The organism is uncultured Eubacterium sp. (genome assembly GCF_937958975.1).
In the GTDB taxonomy this organism is placed as follows: domain Bacteria; phylum Bacillota; class Clostridia; order Lachnospirales; family Lachnospiraceae; genus Eubacterium_G.
Map to the genome: position 1 here is coordinate 1 of NZ_CALGRE010000039.1, position 18,937 is coordinate 18,937.

Sequence of the window (18,937 nt, forward strand, 5' to 3'; positions counted from 1 at the left end):
TGTACCTGCAGGAATCAATTTACCTATCAGTACGTTTTCCTTAAGACCAATCAATGGGTCAACCTTTCCATTGATAGTAATGCCCATACATAAAGCTATAATTTTTGGAATTGCTACGACTAAGGATGCTCCGATAATCAGAGGAAGCATATAGCCGATACCGGTCATCAGATGACCTTTTGCTTCTTTAAAAAAATTCTTCATAATTAAATGTCTCCTTTTGTTAATCAAATTTCGTTCTAAATATTTTTTCTATAGTATATATATTTATTATTTCCCTATTGCAGCTACGCATTTTTTAATAACTGCTTCCGGTGCTTTGATACAAATATTAATATCTACACGAATTACTTTTTTTCCGGAAAAACGCTCCATGTCTGTGATTTTCTGGTCAGATGCAATGATAACTAAATCAGCAGCCTGTGCTTCTTCCGGTGTAATTGTGTTGACTTGCCCCATACTGCCCTGTTGTTCCATTTTAATATCATACCCCAGTTCTTTTCCGGCTTTTTCCAGAGCTTTGGCAGCCATCGGTGTGTGTGCAAGTCCGGCAGGACAAGCAGAAATGCCTACAATTTTCATGTTAATTTTCCTCCTTTATCATATTTAATATAAATTCCGCCAGCATGGATTTATTGTCAGATGATTTTATTGTGTTTTTAAAATCATTTTCTAATAAATTTGTGGCTAATTTTGAAATCATCATTAAATGTTCGTTGCCGGCGTTTTTTTTCGGCACGATTAGTGCAAATAAATTTGTTACCGGTGAACCATCTAAAGTTTCCCATTCTGTAATCGGATTTTTGCAGGTTACATATATAATTCCGATTTCTTTCGCATGTGAAGATTTTGCGTGAGGAATCGCGAATCCATCCTGAAGACCTGTAGAAAATTCCTCCTCTCTCTTAAGAAAATCTTCCAGAAGTCCATCTTTATCATCGGTAAGTCCAAGCAAAGAAGCCTGATTGCTGATAAATTCTAAAGCTTCTGTTTTTGTATTTGCATCAAGATTAAAAAATATATATTCTTCTTTAAACAATTGTTTACCTCCTGATTATTAATTATCTGCTGCCGGAAAAAGTTTAAAACTTATTGGCTATGCATTAAGTATATTGGTAAAAGGTTTTCATTTCAATCGATGTGATTTCCGATTGAAAGTGGAAAAAATAAAAATGGATATAATAATATTTCCAAAAGAAAGTGGAAAAAATAAATGATTATATAACAAGTTGTTTCCAATTTTTTTTGGAAAATACCATGATTTAAATTGTTAAAAAAATACATTATAATAAAAGTAAGGTTTTTTTGGAAAAATAAGAAGAGTAAGGAAATAAAAATGTAGCGGTAGGAGGTAGATATATGTTTTCCTATGGTAGATTGAATGAAATATTTAATTATATTAGAAAGCATGATTATATTTCGTCTGAACGGCTGGCATCAAGATTTGATGTAACAGATAGAACAATTAGAAATGATATTCAGGAAATCAATTCCGTGTTAGAGGAATATGGAGCTGCTATTAAGTTAAAAAGAAAGTTTGGATATTATGTGGAAGTATCAGATGATAAAGGCTTTTTAAAATTTTTGGGACAGCTGGAAGAAGTTTCTAAAAATGGATTGGAATTAGAGTCTTCAAAAGACAGAATTAAGTATATTTTAAGCTTATTATTAGAATCCGGGGACTATATTCGATTAGACGAGATTATGGAGAGGGTATTTATCTCAAAAAACACGTTGAATAATTATATAAAAGCAATCAAAAAAATCGTAGAAAAATATAATTTGGAATATATTTCAAAACCTAATGCCGGTATAAAGATTATAGGTGCAGAAGATGATAAGCGAAAATGTATTATGGATAATATCATAACATATGATTTTGATAATTATATTACCGGTTTTACAAAAGAAGAGCGTGCGTTGTTTTCTGAAATAGATTTGGACTATTTAAAGAAAATCACGTTATCACAGTTAAATAGACGAAATATTGAGACGAGTGATTATAATATAAAAAATCTTATTATTCATCTGGCATTAATGATAATACGCGTTAAAAGTAATAATTATATCAATATTTTAGAGATACCGACAGAATATTCCATTATGTGTATTGTTGAAAGTTTGTGTAAAGAGATAGAAGAATATTATGATATTGCTATTTCTCATGGAGAAAAATTATATATATATCTTCATTTTGTTGCAAATACGCATATGGACGTTACGGATATTGATGATGGCTGGCTTTCAGACTCTATCGATGAGGTGTTGGAAGTTATATTTGAAAATTATAATTTTGATTTGCGCAATGATGAAATTCTATTGGAAGATTTATTTCGTCATATGAAGTCAATATTTACAAGCAAATCTTTTGGATTAAATATTAGAAACCCATTGATTCAGATGATTAAAAATAACTACCCCCTTGCTTTTGAAATTACACTAACTGCTGTATCCAAGGTATTTTGCAAACAGCCATTTGTATTAAATGAAGAGGACGTCGGATATGTCTCTGTGCATATAGGGGCTGCAATTGAGAGATATTTTACAAAGCGGCTGGAAAAGAAAAATGTTATTTTAGTGTGTGGAAGTGGGCAGGCGACTACAAGAATGCTGGAAGCAAGGTTGAATCTATATTTTCCGGATAAAATTAATATTGTTAAGAGCTTATCTTATAATGAGTATAACAATTATAGAGGGAAAGATTTTAACAAAATTGATTTTATAATTTCTACAATTCCTCTGGAAAGTAAAATAATTCCTTCTATCACAGTGAATTTTTCATTGAAAAATAAGGATATTGAATCCATATCCAGGTTTTTAAATATAATGTATGTAAGAAAAGAAAATAGAAAATTAGCTTTTTTTGACGAAGAATTATTTATACGGTTGGAAGAAGTATCCGGTAAAGAAGAACTGCTTAAAATCTTATATGAAAAATTAAAAGATAAAGAAATTGTGGATGATAATTTTATAGATTCTGTCTTAGAAAGGGAACGTTTAGGGCAGACCAATATGAATGATATATTTGCTTTGGCGCATCCTATGAAATTGTGTGCGAAGGAAACAAAAGTGGCTGTAGCCATATTGGACAAACCGGTTTTGTGGAACAAAGACGAAACAGTACAGATTGTTTTCCTTTTGGCAATAAAACAGGGAGTACAAAAAGATATTGAGCATTTATATGACAGCTTTATTGAAATTGTAAATGATACGAAACAGCAGCAAAAAATTCTTGATTCCAAAGATTACAAAGAATTTATATCTGCAATATTATAATATATAGGAAAAGGCATTGACGTACAGAAAACTGTACGCTATACTAAATATAGAATATAAATGTATCTGTTGAAAGGAGTTTAATATGTTAGCGGTTAATTATACAACTTTAAGGGAAAATATGAAAGAATATTTTGACAAAGTGGAAGCAGATAGTGAAACAATGATTGTCACACGAAAAGATGAAAACATGATAATAATGTCACAGTCGATGTATGATAATTTAATGGAAAATCTTCATTTAACAAGCGATGCAGAAAATTACAAACACCTTATGAAATCACTTGAGCAGTATAGAAATGGGAAGAAAAAAGTACATGGTTTGTTAGAGGTGGATGATGAATAAAATATGGACTGACGAAGCATGGAATGATTATATATATTGGCAAGGTCAGGATAAAAAAACATTAAAGAAAATAAATCAGCTGCTAAAAGATATTGAAAGAAATGGTAATTTGGATGGAATAGGAAAACCTGAACCTTTACTGGGAAATTTACAAGGATTTTACAGTAGAAGGATTAATGAAAAAGATAGGCTGGTGTATGTGATTGACGATGAAGGATTAAATATTATATCATGCAGATACCATTATAGCAAAAGTTGAAACAATAAAAGATTAAAAATAGTTTTAAAGTAGATTTGTGGTAAATAAAAAACATCCCTAAAAACGAAATGGTACTATACCATTAGTTTTTAGGGATGTTTTTTGCTTTTCGTTAGAAGTTATAATGCATATAAAATGATTGCAAAAAAGTGAAGAACACTTCCGGCAATTATAAATAAATGAAATATGGAATGCATCCATTTTTTTCTTTTTCCCAGTCCATAAAGTACGGAACCTATGGTGTAGGCAATGCCTCCGGTAACAAGGAAAATTACACCGCCAAGCTGCATAACATCGTAGGTCTGTTTTATAAAAAATATAATTGTCCACCCCATTGCCAAGTAACAAACCATAGAAAAAACTTTATATTTTCTCAGGTCTATTGCTGTGAGAACACAGGCAAGCAGCGCGCATCCCCATACAATTCCAAATAATGTCCAGGAAAGAACAGGGTATTTTGGCATCATTGCCACGAGCAGAATTGGAGTGTAGCTTCCGGCAATTAAAAAATATATCGTACAATGGTCAAGAACCTGCATCACTTTTTTTGCCATGCCGGGTCTTAAACCATGATAAATACTAGACATAGTATATAGGGTGATAAGTGTAATACCATAGATACAGCTGGAAATTACACCGATGGCGCTGTGGGCTCGGGCAGCTGTTATAATACAAAGTACAAGGGCGGCAATGCCCAGCGCACCGCCAATAATATGGGAAACCATATTAAATATTTCTTCCCCTTTAGAATATAAAGGGAGTTCTCTATCTATTAATTTTATTCTTTTACTCATATAAAATTCTCCATTATTTATTTTATAGCACTAGGTTATCAGAAATATATATTTTGATTTTGTTTGGTTATTTTGCACAGATATACGCATAAACGAGATAGTTTATAAGTATATAAGCGCATTTTCGACCAAAAACGCAACATGTAGTTTTCAATACTACATCAAAGTATAGCATGAAAAACCTATAAGTCAATAATAGAAAATAAAAAATTCTATAATTTTTCATAAAAAACTATAGACAATAAAAGAAAATACATATATAATATGAGTACACACAAAAAGAAAAGGAGATATGTATAAAACGATGAAGGGGGAAGTGCTGGCTATTTGTGATAAAGATGAGGAGTATGTAAATAAACTTGTGCAGTATATTGGCATAAGACAGGTTAGTTTGTTTAAGATAATTATATTTACAGAGCAGGAAACTTTATTAAAATATGCCAATGAAAATAATATTAATATGTTGTTAATTTCAGTAGAGATGCTGAGTGATGCATTTATGGATTTAGGTATTGAGAGGATTTTAATATTATCATCAGGAGCTGTGTGCCCGGATTATGCAGACAATCCGGTTATTTATAAATATCAGTCATCTGAAAATATTTTAAAGGAGATATTAAATTATTTCTCAGAAATTGAGAGAAAGAAGGGGGTAATAAAAATAGCCGGGGGAGAAACAGAAATTATAGGCGTCTATTCTCCGGTCAGAAGGATTGGTCAGACGACTTTCGCATTGACATTGGGACAGGTTATGGCTGCTGATTTTTCTGTTTTATATATTAATTTAAAAGAGTTTTCAGTATTCGAGAAAATATTTCATACAAGTTATACAGGAGACTTGTCTGATTTAATGTATTTTTTCAGGCAGAATCCGGAATCTTTGTCTATTAAGTTACAGGCGATTGTAAATAATGTTCATGGTTTGGATTATATACCGCCATTACTATATTCACAGGATTTAAGAAACATACATACGAAGGAATGGATTGGACTTATAAATAAAATATCTGAAACGGGAGTTTATAAAAAGATTGTTATAGATTTAAGCAGCATGGTAGAGGATATTTTTGAAATATTAGAGGTATGTAATGTTTCATATATGCCGGTACACGATGATTGGATATCGCTTATGAAAATATCAGCGTATGAAGAGTATTTGTTAAAAAGTGGAAGAGAAGAACTATTAAATAAAACAATTAAAGTCAATATACCGGATATATATACGGAAAAATGTGAGGAGAATTATTTAGAACAGCAATTATGGGGAGAGTTGGGAGACAATGTCAGAAAAATGATTCAGGGTTCAAACTTACAGGAACATTAAAAAAAGGGTTTTATGAGAGCAAATAAAGAAGAAATAAGAGATAAAGTAGTAAATAGTATTGATATGTCAAGGGAGTTAGAGGATGAAGAGATACATAATGTTATTGATGAGATTATATTAAATGAGTTGGATTGTAAATATATAACGATTAATGAGAGATGTTCTCTGCATAAATATATTTTTCATTCTATAAGGGGATTGGGGATTATAGAAGATTTGTTATGTGATGAAAATGTAACAGAAATTATGATAAACAATTATAAGAATATTTTTGTTGAAAGAAAAGGAAAGTTAGAGGAAGTAGAAGGTCAATTTTCATCAGAAGAAAGGCTAAGTGACACAATTCAACAAATTGTGAGTAAAAATAATAGAAGGGTCAATGAATCAACTCCAATTGTAGATACCAGATTAGAAGATGGTTCCAGAGTAAATATTGTCCTGCCGCCTATTGCTATCGATGGGGCAGTAATAACCATAAGGAAATTTCCAAAAGAGAACATAAATATGAATCAATTAATAAGGTGGAATTGCATAACAAGGGAGGTATCTGATTTTTTAAAGAAACTTGTTTTAGCCGGATATAATATTTTTATTTGTGGGGGTACGGGTTGTGGAAAAACAACTTTTTTGAATGTATTATCGGATTTTATACCAAGAGATGAACGGGTTATTACGATTGAGGATTCAGCAGAATTACAATTAAAAAACATCAGGAATCTCATAAGATTGGAAGCAAGGCAGGCAAATGTTGAGGGAGAAAATGAGATAACAATAAGAAGCTTAATTAAGACGTCTCTTAGAATGAGACCGGATAGAATAATTGTCGGAGAGGTGAGAGGAATAGAAGCATTAGACATGCTTCAGGCAATGAATACCGGACATGATGGCTCTATGAGCACCGGTCATGCTAATTCACCTAAGGATATGCTTTCAAGGCTTGAAACAATGATTCTCATGGGAATAGAAATGCCACTTAGTGCTATTAGAGCGCAAATAGCATCAGGAATTGATATTATTGTTTATTTAGGAAGACTTCGGGATAGAAGCAGAAAGGTAATTGAAATTGATGAAGTACAGGGTTTTCATTCTGGAGAAATTGTTTTAAACAAACTATATGAATTTGTAGAATATGGAGAAAAGGATGGAAAGGTATGCGGACAATTAAAACAGACAGATAACAAATTAATTCATATAGATAAAATGATAAAAAGCGGTCAGATAAAGGGGGAAAAGAATGATTTACAAAATGGCGAAAAGGGAGATATTTTTTAATCTTTCATTAATTTTCTTGGTACTGATTATTAGTTCTTATTTATTTTATGGAACAGTGTGGGCGGTATTTTTATTATCACCTTTTGGCATCATTATATTTAAATATAGAAGAAAAAAGATACTTAAAAAGAAAAAAGAAAATTTAGAAATTCAGTTTAAAGATATGCTTATTTCAATATCAGATGCACTTAAAACAGGATATTCGGTTCAAAATGCTTTGAAAGAAAGTTATAGGGATATGATTTCTACATATGGATATGAAAGTCTTATATGTGTTGAAGTGAGATTGATGCTTTCAAGATTAAAGCTTAATGTAAATGAAGAGAAAGTTTTTCAGGATTTTGCGGAAAGAACAGGTTTAAGAAATGCAGTTTTATTTTCAAGAATTTTTTCAGTGGCAAAAAGGACTGGGGGAAATATGACAGAAGTCATTAGAAATGTTACAGAAAATATCGTAATAAAAGAAAATGTGAAAGAGGAAATAGAAGTTTCCATTGCGGAAAAGAAATTAGAACAGAGAATAATGACAGTAATTCCAATATTTTTGATTTTATATGTAAAGCTGATGTCTCCCGGATTTTTAGATGTGATGTATGAAAGTATTTTAGGAAAAGTCATAATGACTGTCTGTGTTGGTTTGTATGCAGCAGCATTTATTTGGGGAAATAAAATAATTGAAATGGAGGTCGAATATTAGGAAATAAAATGATTATAGCTTATAGTGCATTAATTTTATGTATAGTTGTATTGCATTTTTTAACATTAAAATATAAAAAAACACTCAAAGATAAATTAGAAAAAGAAAAACATCCACTTATCAGGATATATGGATTGGCAATGTTTATAACCGATAGACTTCCGAATAAAATTGTTAATAAGAATCGTTTTATAAACAAAGCGGTGAAAGAACTTAGAGTAAAAGAAGATACGAAAAGAGAAGTGTATTTATATGTTGTCAGCAAAGTTGCTGTTGGTATTATTGTTGTTTTCTTGACAATGATTGTAGGGGTTGGAAGCGAAACTTACACATTATTTAATAGGAATAATGAAGTAAAAGAGCTAAAAAGAAATACGTCGACAACAGTTACATATGATATTTTTGCCAGGAGTGACGATGGAGAAGAACATTCTCTTACAATTGATGTCAAGAAAAGGGAGTTAAAAGAGAAAGAAATATTAAAAAAGATAAAACAGAATCAAAAGAAGTTATTGAAAAAGGTTCTTGACAAAAATGAGAGTGCGGAATATGTAACAAAACCGTTGAATTTGGTAAGTCATTTAGGAGATGGGATTTTGGTATATTGGAATATAGATGATAGTAAGAGTGTTGGATATGATGGACAACTGTCGGATAATATACCAAAAGAAGGCAGATTAGTAGAATTAACAGCGACAATGACATATAAAAAAGTAGCAGTAGACTATTCTTTTCATATAAATGTGTACCCTAAAACTACTTATATGAATATGGAAAATCAGGTGCAGTCTTATATTAATAAAGCAGATGAATATAGTGATTCAGTGCAGTTGCCCGAGACAATTGACGGAAAACAGTTGACATATTTTAATGAAAAGCCCCAGAACAGTTTAATAGCAGTTGGGTTCGGATTTGTAATTTCTGTAGCATTATTTTTTCTAAAAGATAAAGATTTGAGGAGTGAATTGGAAGAAAGAAACCGGCAGTTATCAATAGACTATCCGGAAATTGTGAGTAAGTTGTTGCTATATCATAGTGCAGGGTTATCCATAAAAAGTGCAATAGAAAAAATAGTGGGTGGCTATAAAGAAGATAAAAAGAATTTGTCAAAAGTATCAAGATATGCATACGAAGAACTGGAAGTAGCATTAATTAAGATGAAAAGTGGAATTTCTGAAATCGTGGCAATAAGTGAATATGGCAAACGATGTGGCCTGCATTGTTATATAAAGTTGTCAGGTCTTATTGAACAAAATATAAGAAGGGGAACCAATGCGTTAACAATAGTGTTAAAAAATGAGTTAGAGAGTTCTATGTTTGAAAAGAAGAATATTATGTTAAAACGTGGGGGACAAATTTCCACAAAGTTAATGGGTCCAATGATAATAATGCTGGTTATATCAATTGCCGTTATAATGGCTCCTGCATTTTTATCTATGAAGTTTTAACGTGTAAAGAAAAAAGGGAGGACAAATGGGTATTGTTTTAAAAAAGATAAAGGAAAAAGTTATATATATTATACATGACGAAAGTGGTATGGGGGTAATTGAGGTGGTATTAATAATCTTGGTACTTGTAGGGTTAGCTCTTGTTTTTAAGAGACAGATTAGCGGAATCGCAAATAGTGTTTATTTATCAATAAAAACACAAATAGAGTCATTTTAATTATGAATAAAATTAAAAATTACTGTTCTTTAAGTAGAAAGGGAAGCGTTACGATATGTCTTAGTATTGTTATGGTAGGAGTTATGCTTTTCGTAAGTGTTATTTCAGAATCGGCAAGAATAAAAATTGTTTATTCTGAAAGTAAAAGTTTTACATATATGGCAGCTGATTCGGTGTTAGCCGGATATGCGAAACAGATATATGATGAGTATGGTGTATTACTTGTATGGGAAAAAGAAGCTGTAAAAGAGGAGCTTAAAAAATACATACAGGCTAATATAAATATGGCAGATTTAAGTGGTGTGGGAACGAACTTTATGTCGACAAAGTTGAATGACATAGAAATGAAAGAAGTAGGATACGTCACAGACAGAGAGGGGGAATTATTTGTATCTCAAATTGTTTCATATATGAAGTATGCAGGTGTCACACAAGCTGTAAATCAGTTAATAAATTTATTTACTAAATATAAAAAAAGCAATGATGTAGAAAAAAATACAGTTACGTTTATGTTCGATAGTAAAAAAATTAATGTTAAAAATACAGAATTGCAGGAATTAGTCAATAAAATAAATAAAAAAACATTAAAAATAAAAAATGTCAAAAAGCAAAAGGAATTAACTGAAGCAGTTAGTCAGATATTAGAAGATAAAAAAGATTCTAATTATGATAAGATATTTATTAAAAAGTATAGAAAGCTGAGAACTCAAATTGATAAGGAAGCAATTTTAGTAAACAGTGTCATAATTCTTGGAGAAAACTACGAGAGAAAAAAAGCAGTTTATCTAAAGGAAAGTGGATATACATCTGGCGAAAGAGATTACATAGGGGATAATTTAATAACACTGAAAAAAATAAGAGACAAAATTAAGGATGAGAAGGCGCTTGGTATTTCAGAGTTATCAGAAATAAATCCTTTAAATATTGAATATGTGAGAAAAGCTATAAAAATTCTGAACCAAATAATAAGTTATATAGAATCATTAAAGGAAAATCATGTAACGAAAGAAGATACAGAGAATAAATCGATTTACGAAAGTGCCAGGGATTTATTGGATAAAGGAATTTTATCTCTAGTTATTGATGATGTATCAGATGTATCAAATGTTTCAGTATCAGACTTAAATCTGCCATCTATGATAAAGAAACAAAAAACAATAAAAAGCCCAATAGAGAAAGTTAGGGAAAAGGCATTTATGTCGATGTACATAAATAGAAAGTTTGGAAATTATAATGAACCCAAAGAAAATCATAATTTGCAATATGAACTGGAATATATAATTAATGGCGATAGCAATGATAAAAGAAATTTGACGGCTGCTTTAGAAAAAATTGTCGGTATAAGGAATGCAATGAATGTGGCATATCTTGTTACGGATAAAGTTAAAATGAAGGAATTGTCCTTTATAGCTGCATCGGCTGCAACTGCATTAGGGCTGCCATTCCTTGAACCGATATTGAAAGTAGTTTTAATAGAAGCATGGTCAATGGCAGAAGCAATTAGTGATGTAAAGCAATTGTTAAAGGGTAAAAGTGTAGCGTTTATTAAAAATAAAAATAATTGGAATACGGATATTAAGAATCTTTTAGGAAATCGTGTAAAAGAAGATAACACTAAAAAAATGAAATTAAACTATGAACAGTATTGTCTAATTCTTATTATGTTAATGGATAACCATAAATGCATATTTAGAACGATGGATTTAATACAGCTAAATATAAAAAAGCAGTATAATCATGAATTTGACATGTGCCATTGTTTTCAGAATATTAAATTTAATGCACTTTACGAGACGAAACCATTGTTTACAGCGATGCCTTGGGTAATTAATTTGCTGAATAACAATAATGGCGCTTATCAATATGCGATAATGTGTGAAATGAAATATTAAAATAGAGGAGGTGAATGGACATGCCCTTTTTCCAATATAATTTTAAAAATATAAAAAAATATATAGATTGTGTTTCTCTCCAAGTACAAAGTCATATAAAAGCTAAATTAAATAATAATTTAAGAGGAAAAAGGGTATGTCCATTTACCTCCAAAGGAAGTATCACAATTGAGGCGGCAATTTCAATTACGTTATTTGCAGGCATTATTTATTTTGTTATGGGCTTTATTATGATGATAAATACAACATTTATGATACAAATGAAAATGAATAATATAGCTACTATTACGGCGAAAAGTAAATTTTATGTCAACTTAGCAAATGAGGCGGTTGAATATAGTAAAAGTTTAAAGAAATTAAAAAAAGAGATAGAAGAAATAAAAAATAAAATATCATATACAGGGATTAGTTCTGATATAAAGAATGTTTGTTATAAAGAACAAAATTCGGTGGATAGAGGAGAAATTGATATTATATTAAATTACGCTTTAAAAACTCCCATTTTGAATAAGTTTTTTGCAATAAAGCAAAGGAGCTTTGTAAAAGATTGGACGGGAAAAGACATTACAGTTTCACAGAATATAGTTTACATAACTGAAAATGGCAGGGTTTATCATACAACAAGAGAGTGCAGCCATTTAGTAATTAAAATAAGTAAAGCAGTTTTTTCTAAGATTAACAGTTTAACAAACGCTTATGGTGAAAAATACGATAGATGTTTTATATGCGTAAAATCAAGTCTTCATAGCGGTGATAAAATTTTTATTACGGAAGATGGAAAGAAGTATCATGGTAGTCTAACCTGTAGTGGTTTAACCCGTAATGTTATAGCAGTAGAAAAAGATAGCGTAGGAGATATGCCATTATGCAGCGGTTGTGCAAAGGGAGAGTAGATGGGTTATATTATATTATCAATTTTATTTTTAGGTTTTTGTTCTTTAACGGACATAAGAAGAAAAATAATATATACCATTCCGTGTTTTGTAGTAGCTGGTATTGGTTTGATTTTTCATATAATTTTATTAGATACCACATGGTGGAACCAATTTGCCGGTATAATTTTAGGGCTGATATTATTGGTACTAAGTTTTATAACCGGAGAGGCAATTGGAAGAGGGGACGCACTTGTTGTAATAGCATTGGGATTTGTCCTTGATGCTATCATGGTTTTACATATTATATTTTGTGCATTTGTTTTGGTAGATATTTTTGCTGTTATAGGGGGATTGGTAAAAAAAATAAAGTTTAAGAGTACATTACAGTTTATTCCATTTTTATTTGCAAGTGAAATTATAATATTAATTTTTGAAAGTGTGAAAATATAGAGGGAAATTTATGAAAAAGTGGGAAAGAGCTGAAGTAACAGTTGAAGCAGCAATTGTTATCCCTATTGTTTTATTTGTAATTGCGGGATTATTATATATGACACTATATGTGCATGATATTGTTACACTTAGAAGTGGTGCGTATTCAGCAGGAATTGAGTATGTTTTTGTAGAAGATAAAGAAGAGGGGGCAGTCATGGCCCGAATCAGAGAGCTTCCTTTATTTGTTGTGAAACCACAAGTGATTATTAAAAATGAAATAGAAGGTTATGTTATTCATATAAATGTGCGGGCAAAAGGGAATGTAAAGTTTATTAGTGATATTATAAATTCCGGAGAAGAGCAAAAAGTATATATATCTAAAAGAATTTCAACGGAAGTGTTGTATGGAAGCAAAGCGTTAATGGAAGGAATTAAAGATAAGAGAGGACGATAAAAGGGTATGGAAATATCATATAAAAAAGATGGTAATCAAAACACCATGATTGTAAAGGGAGTTCATATAAATGAAGAGGATTATAAATTACAAATGGTAATAAATAATAAAATACCAGGACTGGTTCCTCTTCGCTTAGAAACCATAAATAATGAAATAGCCGTATATTATGAAACAACTTCTAAAATAGCCATGTCAAATATGTTTGCAAGACGACAAATGAGTGGAAAAGAGATATATAGTTTTGTTAAAGAGATAAAGATATTATCTGACAACATGAAAGAATATCTATTAGATATAGGAGATATTCTTTTGGATTTTGAATCTATATTCTTTAATAGGCGTAATGGAAAATATGAGTTTTGTTATTTGCCGTATAATGAGAGGGCATTACATGAAAATATAAGGAATATGTTCGATAAAATGCTTGAGTATATTAACCATAATGATAGAGAAGCTGTCTTAATTGCATATGGTATACAACATATAACGTTGAATGATGATTTTACAATTACAGATATAATGGACTGTGCTTATAAAAATATACAGGAATATAAAAAACAAAGGCAGATAAAAGATAATGGAAAAGGTAAAGAGTTCGAAAAAGATGTCAAGACTGAATCAGAACAAAAAAGCAGCGGGCAAAGAGAGAAGAAAAGCATTTTACATACTTTGATTAGTATTTTTAAAAAGAAAAGCTTATATTTAAACGAGGGGGAATTGTATGAAAAAGCAGAGTTAATATGCGAAGATAAGGAGAACTGTTATAATGATGCCGGTACGAAAAATAATACGTTCAATAAAGAGGTTTATAGCAACTGTTTTAGTGAGAATGAAGAAGATGATAGAACAATGATATTAACATCAAAAGGAATGTTAAAGGGGATTATGTTAAGAGCTCTTGATACTGAAGAACAGATTACAATTTTACCTAATAAATTTCCCTATATTATAGGAAAGAGCGAATTGAGTTGTGATTTTGCGGTTAGCAGTTCTGTTGTTAGTAGAGTACACTTAAGAATTATAGAAGAAAAAGATGGATTTTTTGTTGAGGATTTAAATTCAACAAATGGAACGCTATTAAATGGCAATTTATTAATGCCTCACAATCCACAGATGATTAAGGTAGGGGATAAGATAACATTGGCAAATATTGAATTTATTGTAGAGTAACTTTTACCAAAATGTTATAATCGTAGTCATAGAAATGAAGTATAACGTGGAGGCAATTATGGAGCATGAAATTAAGCAATTAAAGGAAATAATAGATAATAGTGATAATATCGTCTTTTTTGGAGGCGCCGGGGTTTCTACAGAAAGTGGTGTTCCTGATTTTAGAAGTGTAGATGGTTTATATAATCAAAAATATGATTTTCCTCCAGAGACAATATTGAGTCATACTTTTTATAGAAGGAAACCTGAAGATTTTTTTAAGTTTTATAGAGAAAAGATGTTGTTACCGGATGTAAAACCCAATAAGGCTCATTATGCATTGGCAAAATTAGAAGAGATGGGAAAGTTAAAGGCAGTCATCACTCAGAACATAGACGGATTACATCAGGCAGCGGGAAGTAAAAACGTATATGAATTGCATGGGTCAGTTCATAGAAATCATTGCGAAAGATGTAGTAAATTCTATGGATTTGATGAGGTGTATCAAATGAAAGAAGTACCAAGATGTGAGTGCGGAGGTATCATAAAACCTGATGTTGTATTGTATGAGGAAGGATTGGAGCAATTAACAATACAGAAGTCGGTTGAGGCGATATCGAATGCTGATGTATTGATTATTGGAGGAACATCGTTAGCAGTTTACCCGGCAGCCGGATTGATAGATTATTTTAGGGGAAATAAAATCGTACTCATAAATAAAAGTGAAACATCGAAAGATTCAAGAGCAGATATTATTATTCAAAAACCTATTGGAGAGGTATTTCGTCAAGTTGTGGAGTTATAAAATTGAATTTGTAAAATAACAAAATTTGTTGTTTTTAAGAGGTTCTTTTTGTCGTAAAGTTTCTTGAAATTAGTGTGCTGATTTGACAAATTAATACAGACCTTCTGTGATATTATTTACAGGCAATATGAAGAAGGAGGAGGTCTCATGATAGAAATGGTGTATAACGGCAAAGAACCGGTGGAACAGGGAGAAGTAAGGATACCAAAAAATATACGTCAGATAGGAAGTAATGATTCCAGTAAAAAAGTTTACATAGAAGATTATGTGTTGACACATTTAAAAAAGAAACCGGAAAAAGAAGAAAATGTTCGGTATGGTGTTTTACTTGGTGAGGTGAAAAAGGGTAAAGGTAATACATATATTTTTGTAAAGGCAATGGTTGAAGTCTTTGATATCATAGAAAATAGTCTTATATTTAATGATGATATCTGGTCTGGGATATATAAAGATATAAAAAAGCATTTTGACAAAATGAGTATTGTAGGATGGTTTGTTTCTGTTCCGTATCGTGTAACAGATGATATGAATGGAATTAAGAAAATTCATTTAGACAATTTTGCCGGAAATGACAAGGTATGTTTTTTGAGTGACAGAACTGAAAAAGAAGATGGTTTCTATATTTATGAACAAGGAAATTTAGAAAAACAGCCGGGATACTATATCTATTATGAAAAGAATGAGAAAATGAAAAAATATGTTAAGAATGCAAATAATACAAAAACAACAAATCAGGAAAGCACTAAAAAAGATAATAGTGTGAAACAAAAAAAAGATGAACGAAAGATTAATAATATAAAATTAAACGAGCCATTAAATGATACAAAAAGTAATCAGAAAGACAATCAGAAGACGGTACCCGCAAAAAATAATGTACAACAAAAAAGTTTTAGAGATTTATTAAAAGATGATAAGCAAGGCGAACCGGTTCGACAAGGAAGAGTTGCATATGGAATAAGTGGTTTACTGATAGTTGCGCTATTATTGTCTACGGTAGTAATGCTTAATAATTATGGTGAGTTAAAAAATATAAAGCAGACCTTATCCAATTTCAATATGAAGCAGGAAGCACAGGCAGTAAATCAAATATTAAATTCAAATAATGAAACAACAGGTGCTGTAGAAAGTCAGAGTGTTAGTGACACGGTAACAACAGAGGATATACAGACACAGGAAACAAAGAAGAACCGTAAGAAAGATAAAGTTAGTACAAATCAAGTTGAAAATAATAGTTCAAATTCAAAAGAGACAGAAGCTGCTGTAAAAAGTTCTTATTCTGGAAAATATCACACAGTAGCATCCGGACAAACACTTTATGATATTAGCATGAGATATTATGGAACCAGTAAAATGGTGGATGAAATTAAAGAGTATAATGATATAGATGATGATTATACGATAGTCGAAGGACAAAAAATACTTTTACCATAAATTTATAATAAAAAAAATAGTGCTATATTTTTTTAGATATTGTATAATCGTTAATAGTTTTTAATAAAGTATGATTTAAAATAGGAAGTGAAAACGTGGCACGGAACTACTCTAGAAAAATAAAAAGATTTAAAAAAGAGTTGCATTTATCGGATATATTCCTTTATATGAAATCCTTTTTAAAAGAAACAAAGGTTAAGATTGTAATCGGATTGGTTATATTGGCATTCATAGTAGCAGGGATATATTTGTTTGAAAGATATCGCAGTTATGATAAATTTAAAGTGCTTGATTCTTTAAAAGTTGAAAGTGGAGCAGATAGCAAATATGAAGCATTTGGAGAATTTATTGTAAAATATAGTAGTGATGGGATATCTTATATCGATGGAGAAGAAACAATCTGGGATGAAGCCTTTGAGATGAAAACGCCAATTGTTGATATATGTGATAAGTATATTGCAGTTGCGGATAAAAATACAAATGATATATATATATATAATGAGGATGGAAAAGTAGGAAAAGCATCGACTAGCTATCCAATAATTAAAATCCAAGTGGCAAGTCAGGGAGTTGTAGCAGCTCTTTTAGAGGATAAAAATGCGAATTATATTGAAGTATTTGACAAAGAGGGTTCTAAATTAGTTTCTCATAAAACGTTGATTAATGAAAATGGATATCCACTGAATTTTTCGCTATCTGATAAGGGAACGAAGATGATAGTGTCATATATTACTATTCATAGTGGTGTGATGAGTAATAAGGTGTTATTTTATAACTTTTCTAATGTGGGTAAAAGTTCATCTGACCGAATGGTAGGAGAATTTAATCAGTATAAAGAAACTTTAGTGCCAATGGTTCAATTTATTTCAGAAAATGATGCTATTGCGATAGGAGAGAATCTCTTATCTATTTATAGCATGAAAGAAAAGCCAAGTTTAAAAGAAGAGATTAAGTTTAAAGATGAAATACAAAAAGTATTTTATAGTGATAAATATATAGGATTTGTTTTTAAAAATACAAATAATAAAAATCCTTACCGGATTGAGGCATATAATTTAAGCGGTCATCGTATAATGAAAAAAGAAGTGAATATTCAATGTGATAAAGTTTCTTTTTCCGGGGACAACATTTTGATGTATGATGACATGAATTGCAAAATTATATCTTTTAAAGGTGTGGAAAAATTTAATTATACATTTAAGGCACAAATAAATTCAATAATTCCAGTCGATGGAAAACGAACTTTTCTATTTATGAATAATTCTAAAATACAAAAAGTAAGATTAAAGTAGAGTTACAGAGTTACAAAGGAATGTCTGTATACCAGATAGGAGGCAGATATGGGAAACACATTGTTAATTGGTATAGGTATTTTTGTAATTGCAATGATATTAATTGGGTTGAAAAGGGGAATGATAAAAATGGCATTCTCGTTTGTTTCGATATTTATTATTTTGATTTTAATAAATATTCTAACACCTTCGGTTAAGCAATTATTAAAGGCAACTCCGATATATACCGGTATAACAACAAATATTGAAAAATACGTTAATGATAATGTGGCTGAAGCGACTAAAAATATGACACAGACCGGTGTTGGAGCGCAGAAAAAAATTATTCATGAGCTACCTTTGCCTAAAGAAGTAAGAAAGACGTTAGAAGAAAATAACAACCAAGACAGTTATGAAACGATGAAAGTCGGTACTTTTGCAGCATATATATCTACATCTTTAGCTGATATGATAGTTGGGGCATTAGCCTTTATAATATTATTTATTATTTTATCTATATTGTTGAGAGTTTTAATTAATATTTTAGATATTATTGCTAAGCTGCCGGTGATTAGTACATTTAATGCTGCTGGCGGAGCTTTGTTAGGTTTAGCAGAATCAGTAATAATTATATGGATAGGATGCATTGTTGTAACAGCATTTAGTTCTACGCAATGGGGGCAAATGATTTGTAAAGCAATTGCAGAAAATGGTATATTAAGCTTTATTTATGATAATAATATAATACAGCAATTTATTACGGGAATATTTACAATATAAAGTAAAAAATTGAAAATATCTAATAAACATGTTTTAAAAATGTATTTATATTATTGACAAAATATATTCTATCTGTTACATTATAAAAGCTGTTAAAAAGTGGTAAATCCACTATGGCTCCATGGTCAAGCGGTTAAGACACCGCCCTTTCACGGCGGTAACAGGGGTTCAAATCCCCTTGGAGTCATTTCCGTTAAGGTGTAAAATATATT

At 30.7% G+C, this 18,937-nt stretch carries 20 protein-coding genes, 1 tRNA gene and 1 pseudogene; 18 read left to right on the forward strand and 4 right to left on the reverse strand.

From position 1 onward, the window contains the following. The 3 genes and pseudogenes from Q5O86_RS06390 to Q5O86_RS06400 all read right to left on the reverse strand — a co-directional run. Positions 1-204: pseudogene (locus Q5O86_RS06390) on the reverse strand (hypothetical protein); the annotation flags it as partial. 66 nt (positions 205-270) lie between these two features. Further along, on the reverse strand, positions 271-582 hold the full coding sequence (locus Q5O86_RS06395) for a PTS fructose transporter subunit IIB (protein WP_302626314.1): 312 nt from the start codon (positions 580-582) through the stop codon (positions 271-273). A gap of 1 nt (position 583) precedes the next feature. Next, positions 584-1,039, reverse strand: coding sequence for a PTS sugar transporter subunit IIA (locus Q5O86_RS06400; RefSeq protein ID WP_302626315.1), 456 nt, complete (start codon positions 1,037-1,039; stop codon positions 584-586). A gap of 320 nt (positions 1,040-1,359) precedes the next feature. On the opposite strand from Q5O86_RS06400, the gene Q5O86_RS06405 reads away from it, so the two are divergent. The 3 genes from Q5O86_RS06405 (at position 1,360) to Q5O86_RS06415 (ending at position 3,881) form a co-directional block, all read left to right on the forward strand. Next, positions 1,360-3,276 carry a BglG family transcription antiterminator gene (locus Q5O86_RS06405; protein ID WP_302626316.1) on the forward strand — a complete coding sequence of 639 codons (1,917 nt, stop codon included), beginning with the start codon at positions 1,360-1,362 and terminating at the stop codon, positions 3,274-3,276. An 85-nt stretch (positions 3,277-3,361) separates the two neighbouring features. Then, positions 3,362-3,622 (forward strand): type II toxin-antitoxin system Phd/YefM family antitoxin, encoded by a 261-nt coding sequence (locus tag Q5O86_RS06410; RefSeq protein WP_302626317.1) that lies wholly within the window; start codon positions 3,362-3,364, stop codon positions 3,620-3,622. Next, the gene (locus Q5O86_RS06415; protein ID WP_368074749.1) at positions 3,612-3,881 is read left to right on the forward strand and encodes a Txe/YoeB family addiction module toxin; all 270 of its coding nucleotides are present in this window, start codon (positions 3,612-3,614) and stop codon (positions 3,879-3,881) included. Before Q5O86_RS06410 ends, Q5O86_RS06415 begins: the two co-directional genes overlap by 11 nt. Positions 3,882-4,000: 119 nt before the next feature. On the opposite strand, the gene Q5O86_RS06420 is transcribed toward Q5O86_RS06415, so the two are convergent. Next, positions 4,001-4,675, reverse strand: a complete 675-nt coding sequence (locus tag Q5O86_RS06420; protein ID WP_302626319.1) for a hemolysin III family protein — start codon at positions 4,673-4,675, stop codon at positions 4,001-4,003. Between the two features lie 292 nt (positions 4,676-4,967). Between Q5O86_RS06420 and Q5O86_RS06425 the strand changes: the two genes are divergently transcribed. From Q5O86_RS06425 to Q5O86_RS06495, 15 genes are all read left to right on the forward strand, one after another. Beyond that, entirely contained in the window at positions 4,968-5,999 is a 1,032-nt protein-coding gene (locus Q5O86_RS06425; RefSeq protein ID WP_302626320.1) for a hypothetical protein, read from the forward strand. 12 nt (positions 6,000-6,011) lie between these two features. Beyond that, positions 6,012-7,271, forward strand: coding sequence for a CpaF family protein (locus Q5O86_RS06430; RefSeq protein WP_302626321.1), 1,260 nt, complete (start codon positions 6,012-6,014; stop codon positions 7,269-7,271). After that, positions 7,234-7,968, forward strand: coding sequence for a type II secretion system F family protein (locus tag Q5O86_RS06435; protein ID WP_302626322.1), 735 nt, complete (start codon positions 7,234-7,236; stop codon positions 7,966-7,968). Before Q5O86_RS06430 ends, Q5O86_RS06435 begins: the two co-directional genes overlap by 38 nt. A gap of 8 nt (positions 7,969-7,976) precedes the next feature. Further along, a complete protein-coding gene (locus Q5O86_RS06440; protein ID WP_302626323.1) occupies positions 7,977-9,416 on the forward strand; it encodes a hypothetical protein in 1,440 nt (479 codons plus the stop codon). 25 nt (positions 9,417-9,441) lie between these two features. Then, complete coding sequence (locus Q5O86_RS06445) at positions 9,442-9,633, forward strand: Flp1 family type IVb pilin (protein WP_302626324.1); 192 nt, start codon at positions 9,442-9,444, stop codon at positions 9,631-9,633. A 2-nt stretch (positions 9,634-9,635) separates the two neighbouring features. Further along, positions 9,636-11,525: a DUF5702 domain-containing protein gene (locus tag Q5O86_RS06450; RefSeq protein ID WP_302626325.1), complete on the forward strand. Its 1,890-nt coding sequence runs from the start codon at positions 9,636-9,638 to the stop codon at positions 11,523-11,525. A gap of 14 nt (positions 11,526-11,539) precedes the next feature. Beyond that, entirely contained in the window at positions 11,540-12,418 is an 879-nt protein-coding gene (locus Q5O86_RS06455) for a hypothetical protein (protein WP_302626326.1), read from the forward strand. Then, positions 12,419-12,850: a prepilin peptidase gene (locus Q5O86_RS06460; RefSeq protein WP_302626327.1), complete on the forward strand. Its 432-nt coding sequence runs from the start codon at positions 12,419-12,421 to the stop codon at positions 12,848-12,850. Between the two features lie 10 nt (positions 12,851-12,860). Then, positions 12,861-13,286 (forward strand): TadE family protein, encoded by a 426-nt coding sequence (locus Q5O86_RS06465; RefSeq protein WP_302626328.1) that lies wholly within the window; start codon positions 12,861-12,863, stop codon positions 13,284-13,286. Between the two features lie 6 nt (positions 13,287-13,292). Beyond that, a complete protein-coding gene (locus Q5O86_RS06470) occupies positions 13,293-14,459 on the forward strand; it encodes a DUF6382 domain-containing protein (RefSeq protein WP_302626329.1) in 1,167 nt (388 codons plus the stop codon). A 58-nt stretch (positions 14,460-14,517) separates the two neighbouring features. Next, positions 14,518-15,243, forward strand: coding sequence for an NAD-dependent protein deacylase (locus tag Q5O86_RS06475; RefSeq protein ID WP_302626330.1), 726 nt, complete (start codon positions 14,518-14,520; stop codon positions 15,241-15,243). Positions 15,244-15,390: 147 nt separating this feature from the next. Then, positions 15,391-16,674 carry a LysM peptidoglycan-binding domain-containing protein gene (locus Q5O86_RS06480; RefSeq protein ID WP_302626331.1) on the forward strand — a complete coding sequence of 428 codons (1,284 nt, stop codon included), beginning with the start codon at positions 15,391-15,393 and terminating at the stop codon, positions 16,672-16,674. A gap of 167 nt (positions 16,675-16,841) precedes the next feature. Then, positions 16,842-17,966 (forward strand): DUF5711 family protein, encoded by a 1,125-nt coding sequence (locus tag Q5O86_RS06485; RefSeq protein WP_302626332.1) that lies wholly within the window; start codon positions 16,842-16,844, stop codon positions 17,964-17,966. Between the two features lie 48 nt (positions 17,967-18,014). Further along, complete coding sequence (locus Q5O86_RS06490; RefSeq protein ID WP_302626333.1) at positions 18,015-18,725, forward strand: CvpA family protein; 711 nt, start codon at positions 18,015-18,017, stop codon at positions 18,723-18,725. Between the two features lie 115 nt (positions 18,726-18,840). Next, a tRNA-Glu gene (locus Q5O86_RS06495) sits at positions 18,841-18,912 on the forward strand. Positions 18,913-18,937 lie beyond the last annotated feature (25 nt).

Bases quoted from the DNA above. Each gene is read 5' to 3' on its own strand.
- Q5O86_RS06395 (WP_302626314.1), bottom strand. From the start codon at position 582: ATGAAAATTGTAGGCATTTCTGCTTGTCCTGCCGGACTTGCACACACA.
- Q5O86_RS06405 (WP_302626316.1), top strand. From the start codon at position 1,360: ATGTTTTCCTATGGTAGATTGAATGAAATATTTAATTATATTAGAAAG.
- Q5O86_RS06410 (WP_302626317.1), top strand. From the start codon at position 3,362: ATGTTAGCGGTTAATTATACAACTTTAAGGGAAAATATGAAAGAATAT.
- Q5O86_RS06415 (WP_368074749.1), top strand. From the start codon at position 3,612: ATGATGAATAAAATATGGACTGACGAAGCATGGAATGATTATATATAT.
- Q5O86_RS06420 (WP_302626319.1), bottom strand. From the start codon at position 4,675: ATGAGTAAAAGAATAAAATTAATAGATAGAGAACTCCCTTTATATTCT.
- Q5O86_RS06425 (WP_302626320.1), top strand. From the start codon at position 4,968: ATGTATAAAACGATGAAGGGGGAAGTGCTGGCTATTTGTGATAAAGAT.
- Q5O86_RS06430 (WP_302626321.1), top strand. From the start codon at position 6,012: ATGAGAGCAAATAAAGAAGAAATAAGAGATAAAGTAGTAAATAGTATT.
- Q5O86_RS06435 (WP_302626322.1), top strand. From the start codon at position 7,234: ATGATTTACAAAATGGCGAAAAGGGAGATATTTTTTAATCTTTCATTA.
- Q5O86_RS06440 (WP_302626323.1), top strand. From the start codon at position 7,977: ATGATTATAGCTTATAGTGCATTAATTTTATGTATAGTTGTATTGCAT.
- Q5O86_RS06445 (WP_302626324.1), top strand. From the start codon at position 9,442: ATGGGTATTGTTTTAAAAAAGATAAAGGAAAAAGTTATATATATTATA.
- Q5O86_RS06450 (WP_302626325.1), top strand. From the start codon at position 9,636: ATGAATAAAATTAAAAATTACTGTTCTTTAAGTAGAAAGGGAAGCGTT.
- Q5O86_RS06455 (WP_302626326.1), top strand. From the start codon at position 11,540: ATGGACATGCCCTTTTTCCAATATAATTTTAAAAATATAAAAAAATAT.
- Q5O86_RS06460 (WP_302626327.1), top strand. From the start codon at position 12,419: ATGGGTTATATTATATTATCAATTTTATTTTTAGGTTTTTGTTCTTTA.
- Q5O86_RS06465 (WP_302626328.1), top strand. From the start codon at position 12,861: ATGAAAAAGTGGGAAAGAGCTGAAGTAACAGTTGAAGCAGCAATTGTT.
- Q5O86_RS06470 (WP_302626329.1), top strand. From the start codon at position 13,293: ATGGAAATATCATATAAAAAAGATGGTAATCAAAACACCATGATTGTA.
- Q5O86_RS06475 (WP_302626330.1), top strand. From the start codon at position 14,518: ATGGAGCATGAAATTAAGCAATTAAAGGAAATAATAGATAATAGTGAT.
- Q5O86_RS06480 (WP_302626331.1), top strand. From the start codon at position 15,391: ATGATAGAAATGGTGTATAACGGCAAAGAACCGGTGGAACAGGGAGAA.
- Q5O86_RS06485 (WP_302626332.1), top strand. From the start codon at position 16,842: ATGAAATCCTTTTTAAAAGAAACAAAGGTTAAGATTGTAATCGGATTG.
- Q5O86_RS06490 (WP_302626333.1), top strand. From the start codon at position 18,015: ATGGGAAACACATTGTTAATTGGTATAGGTATTTTTGTAATTGCAATG.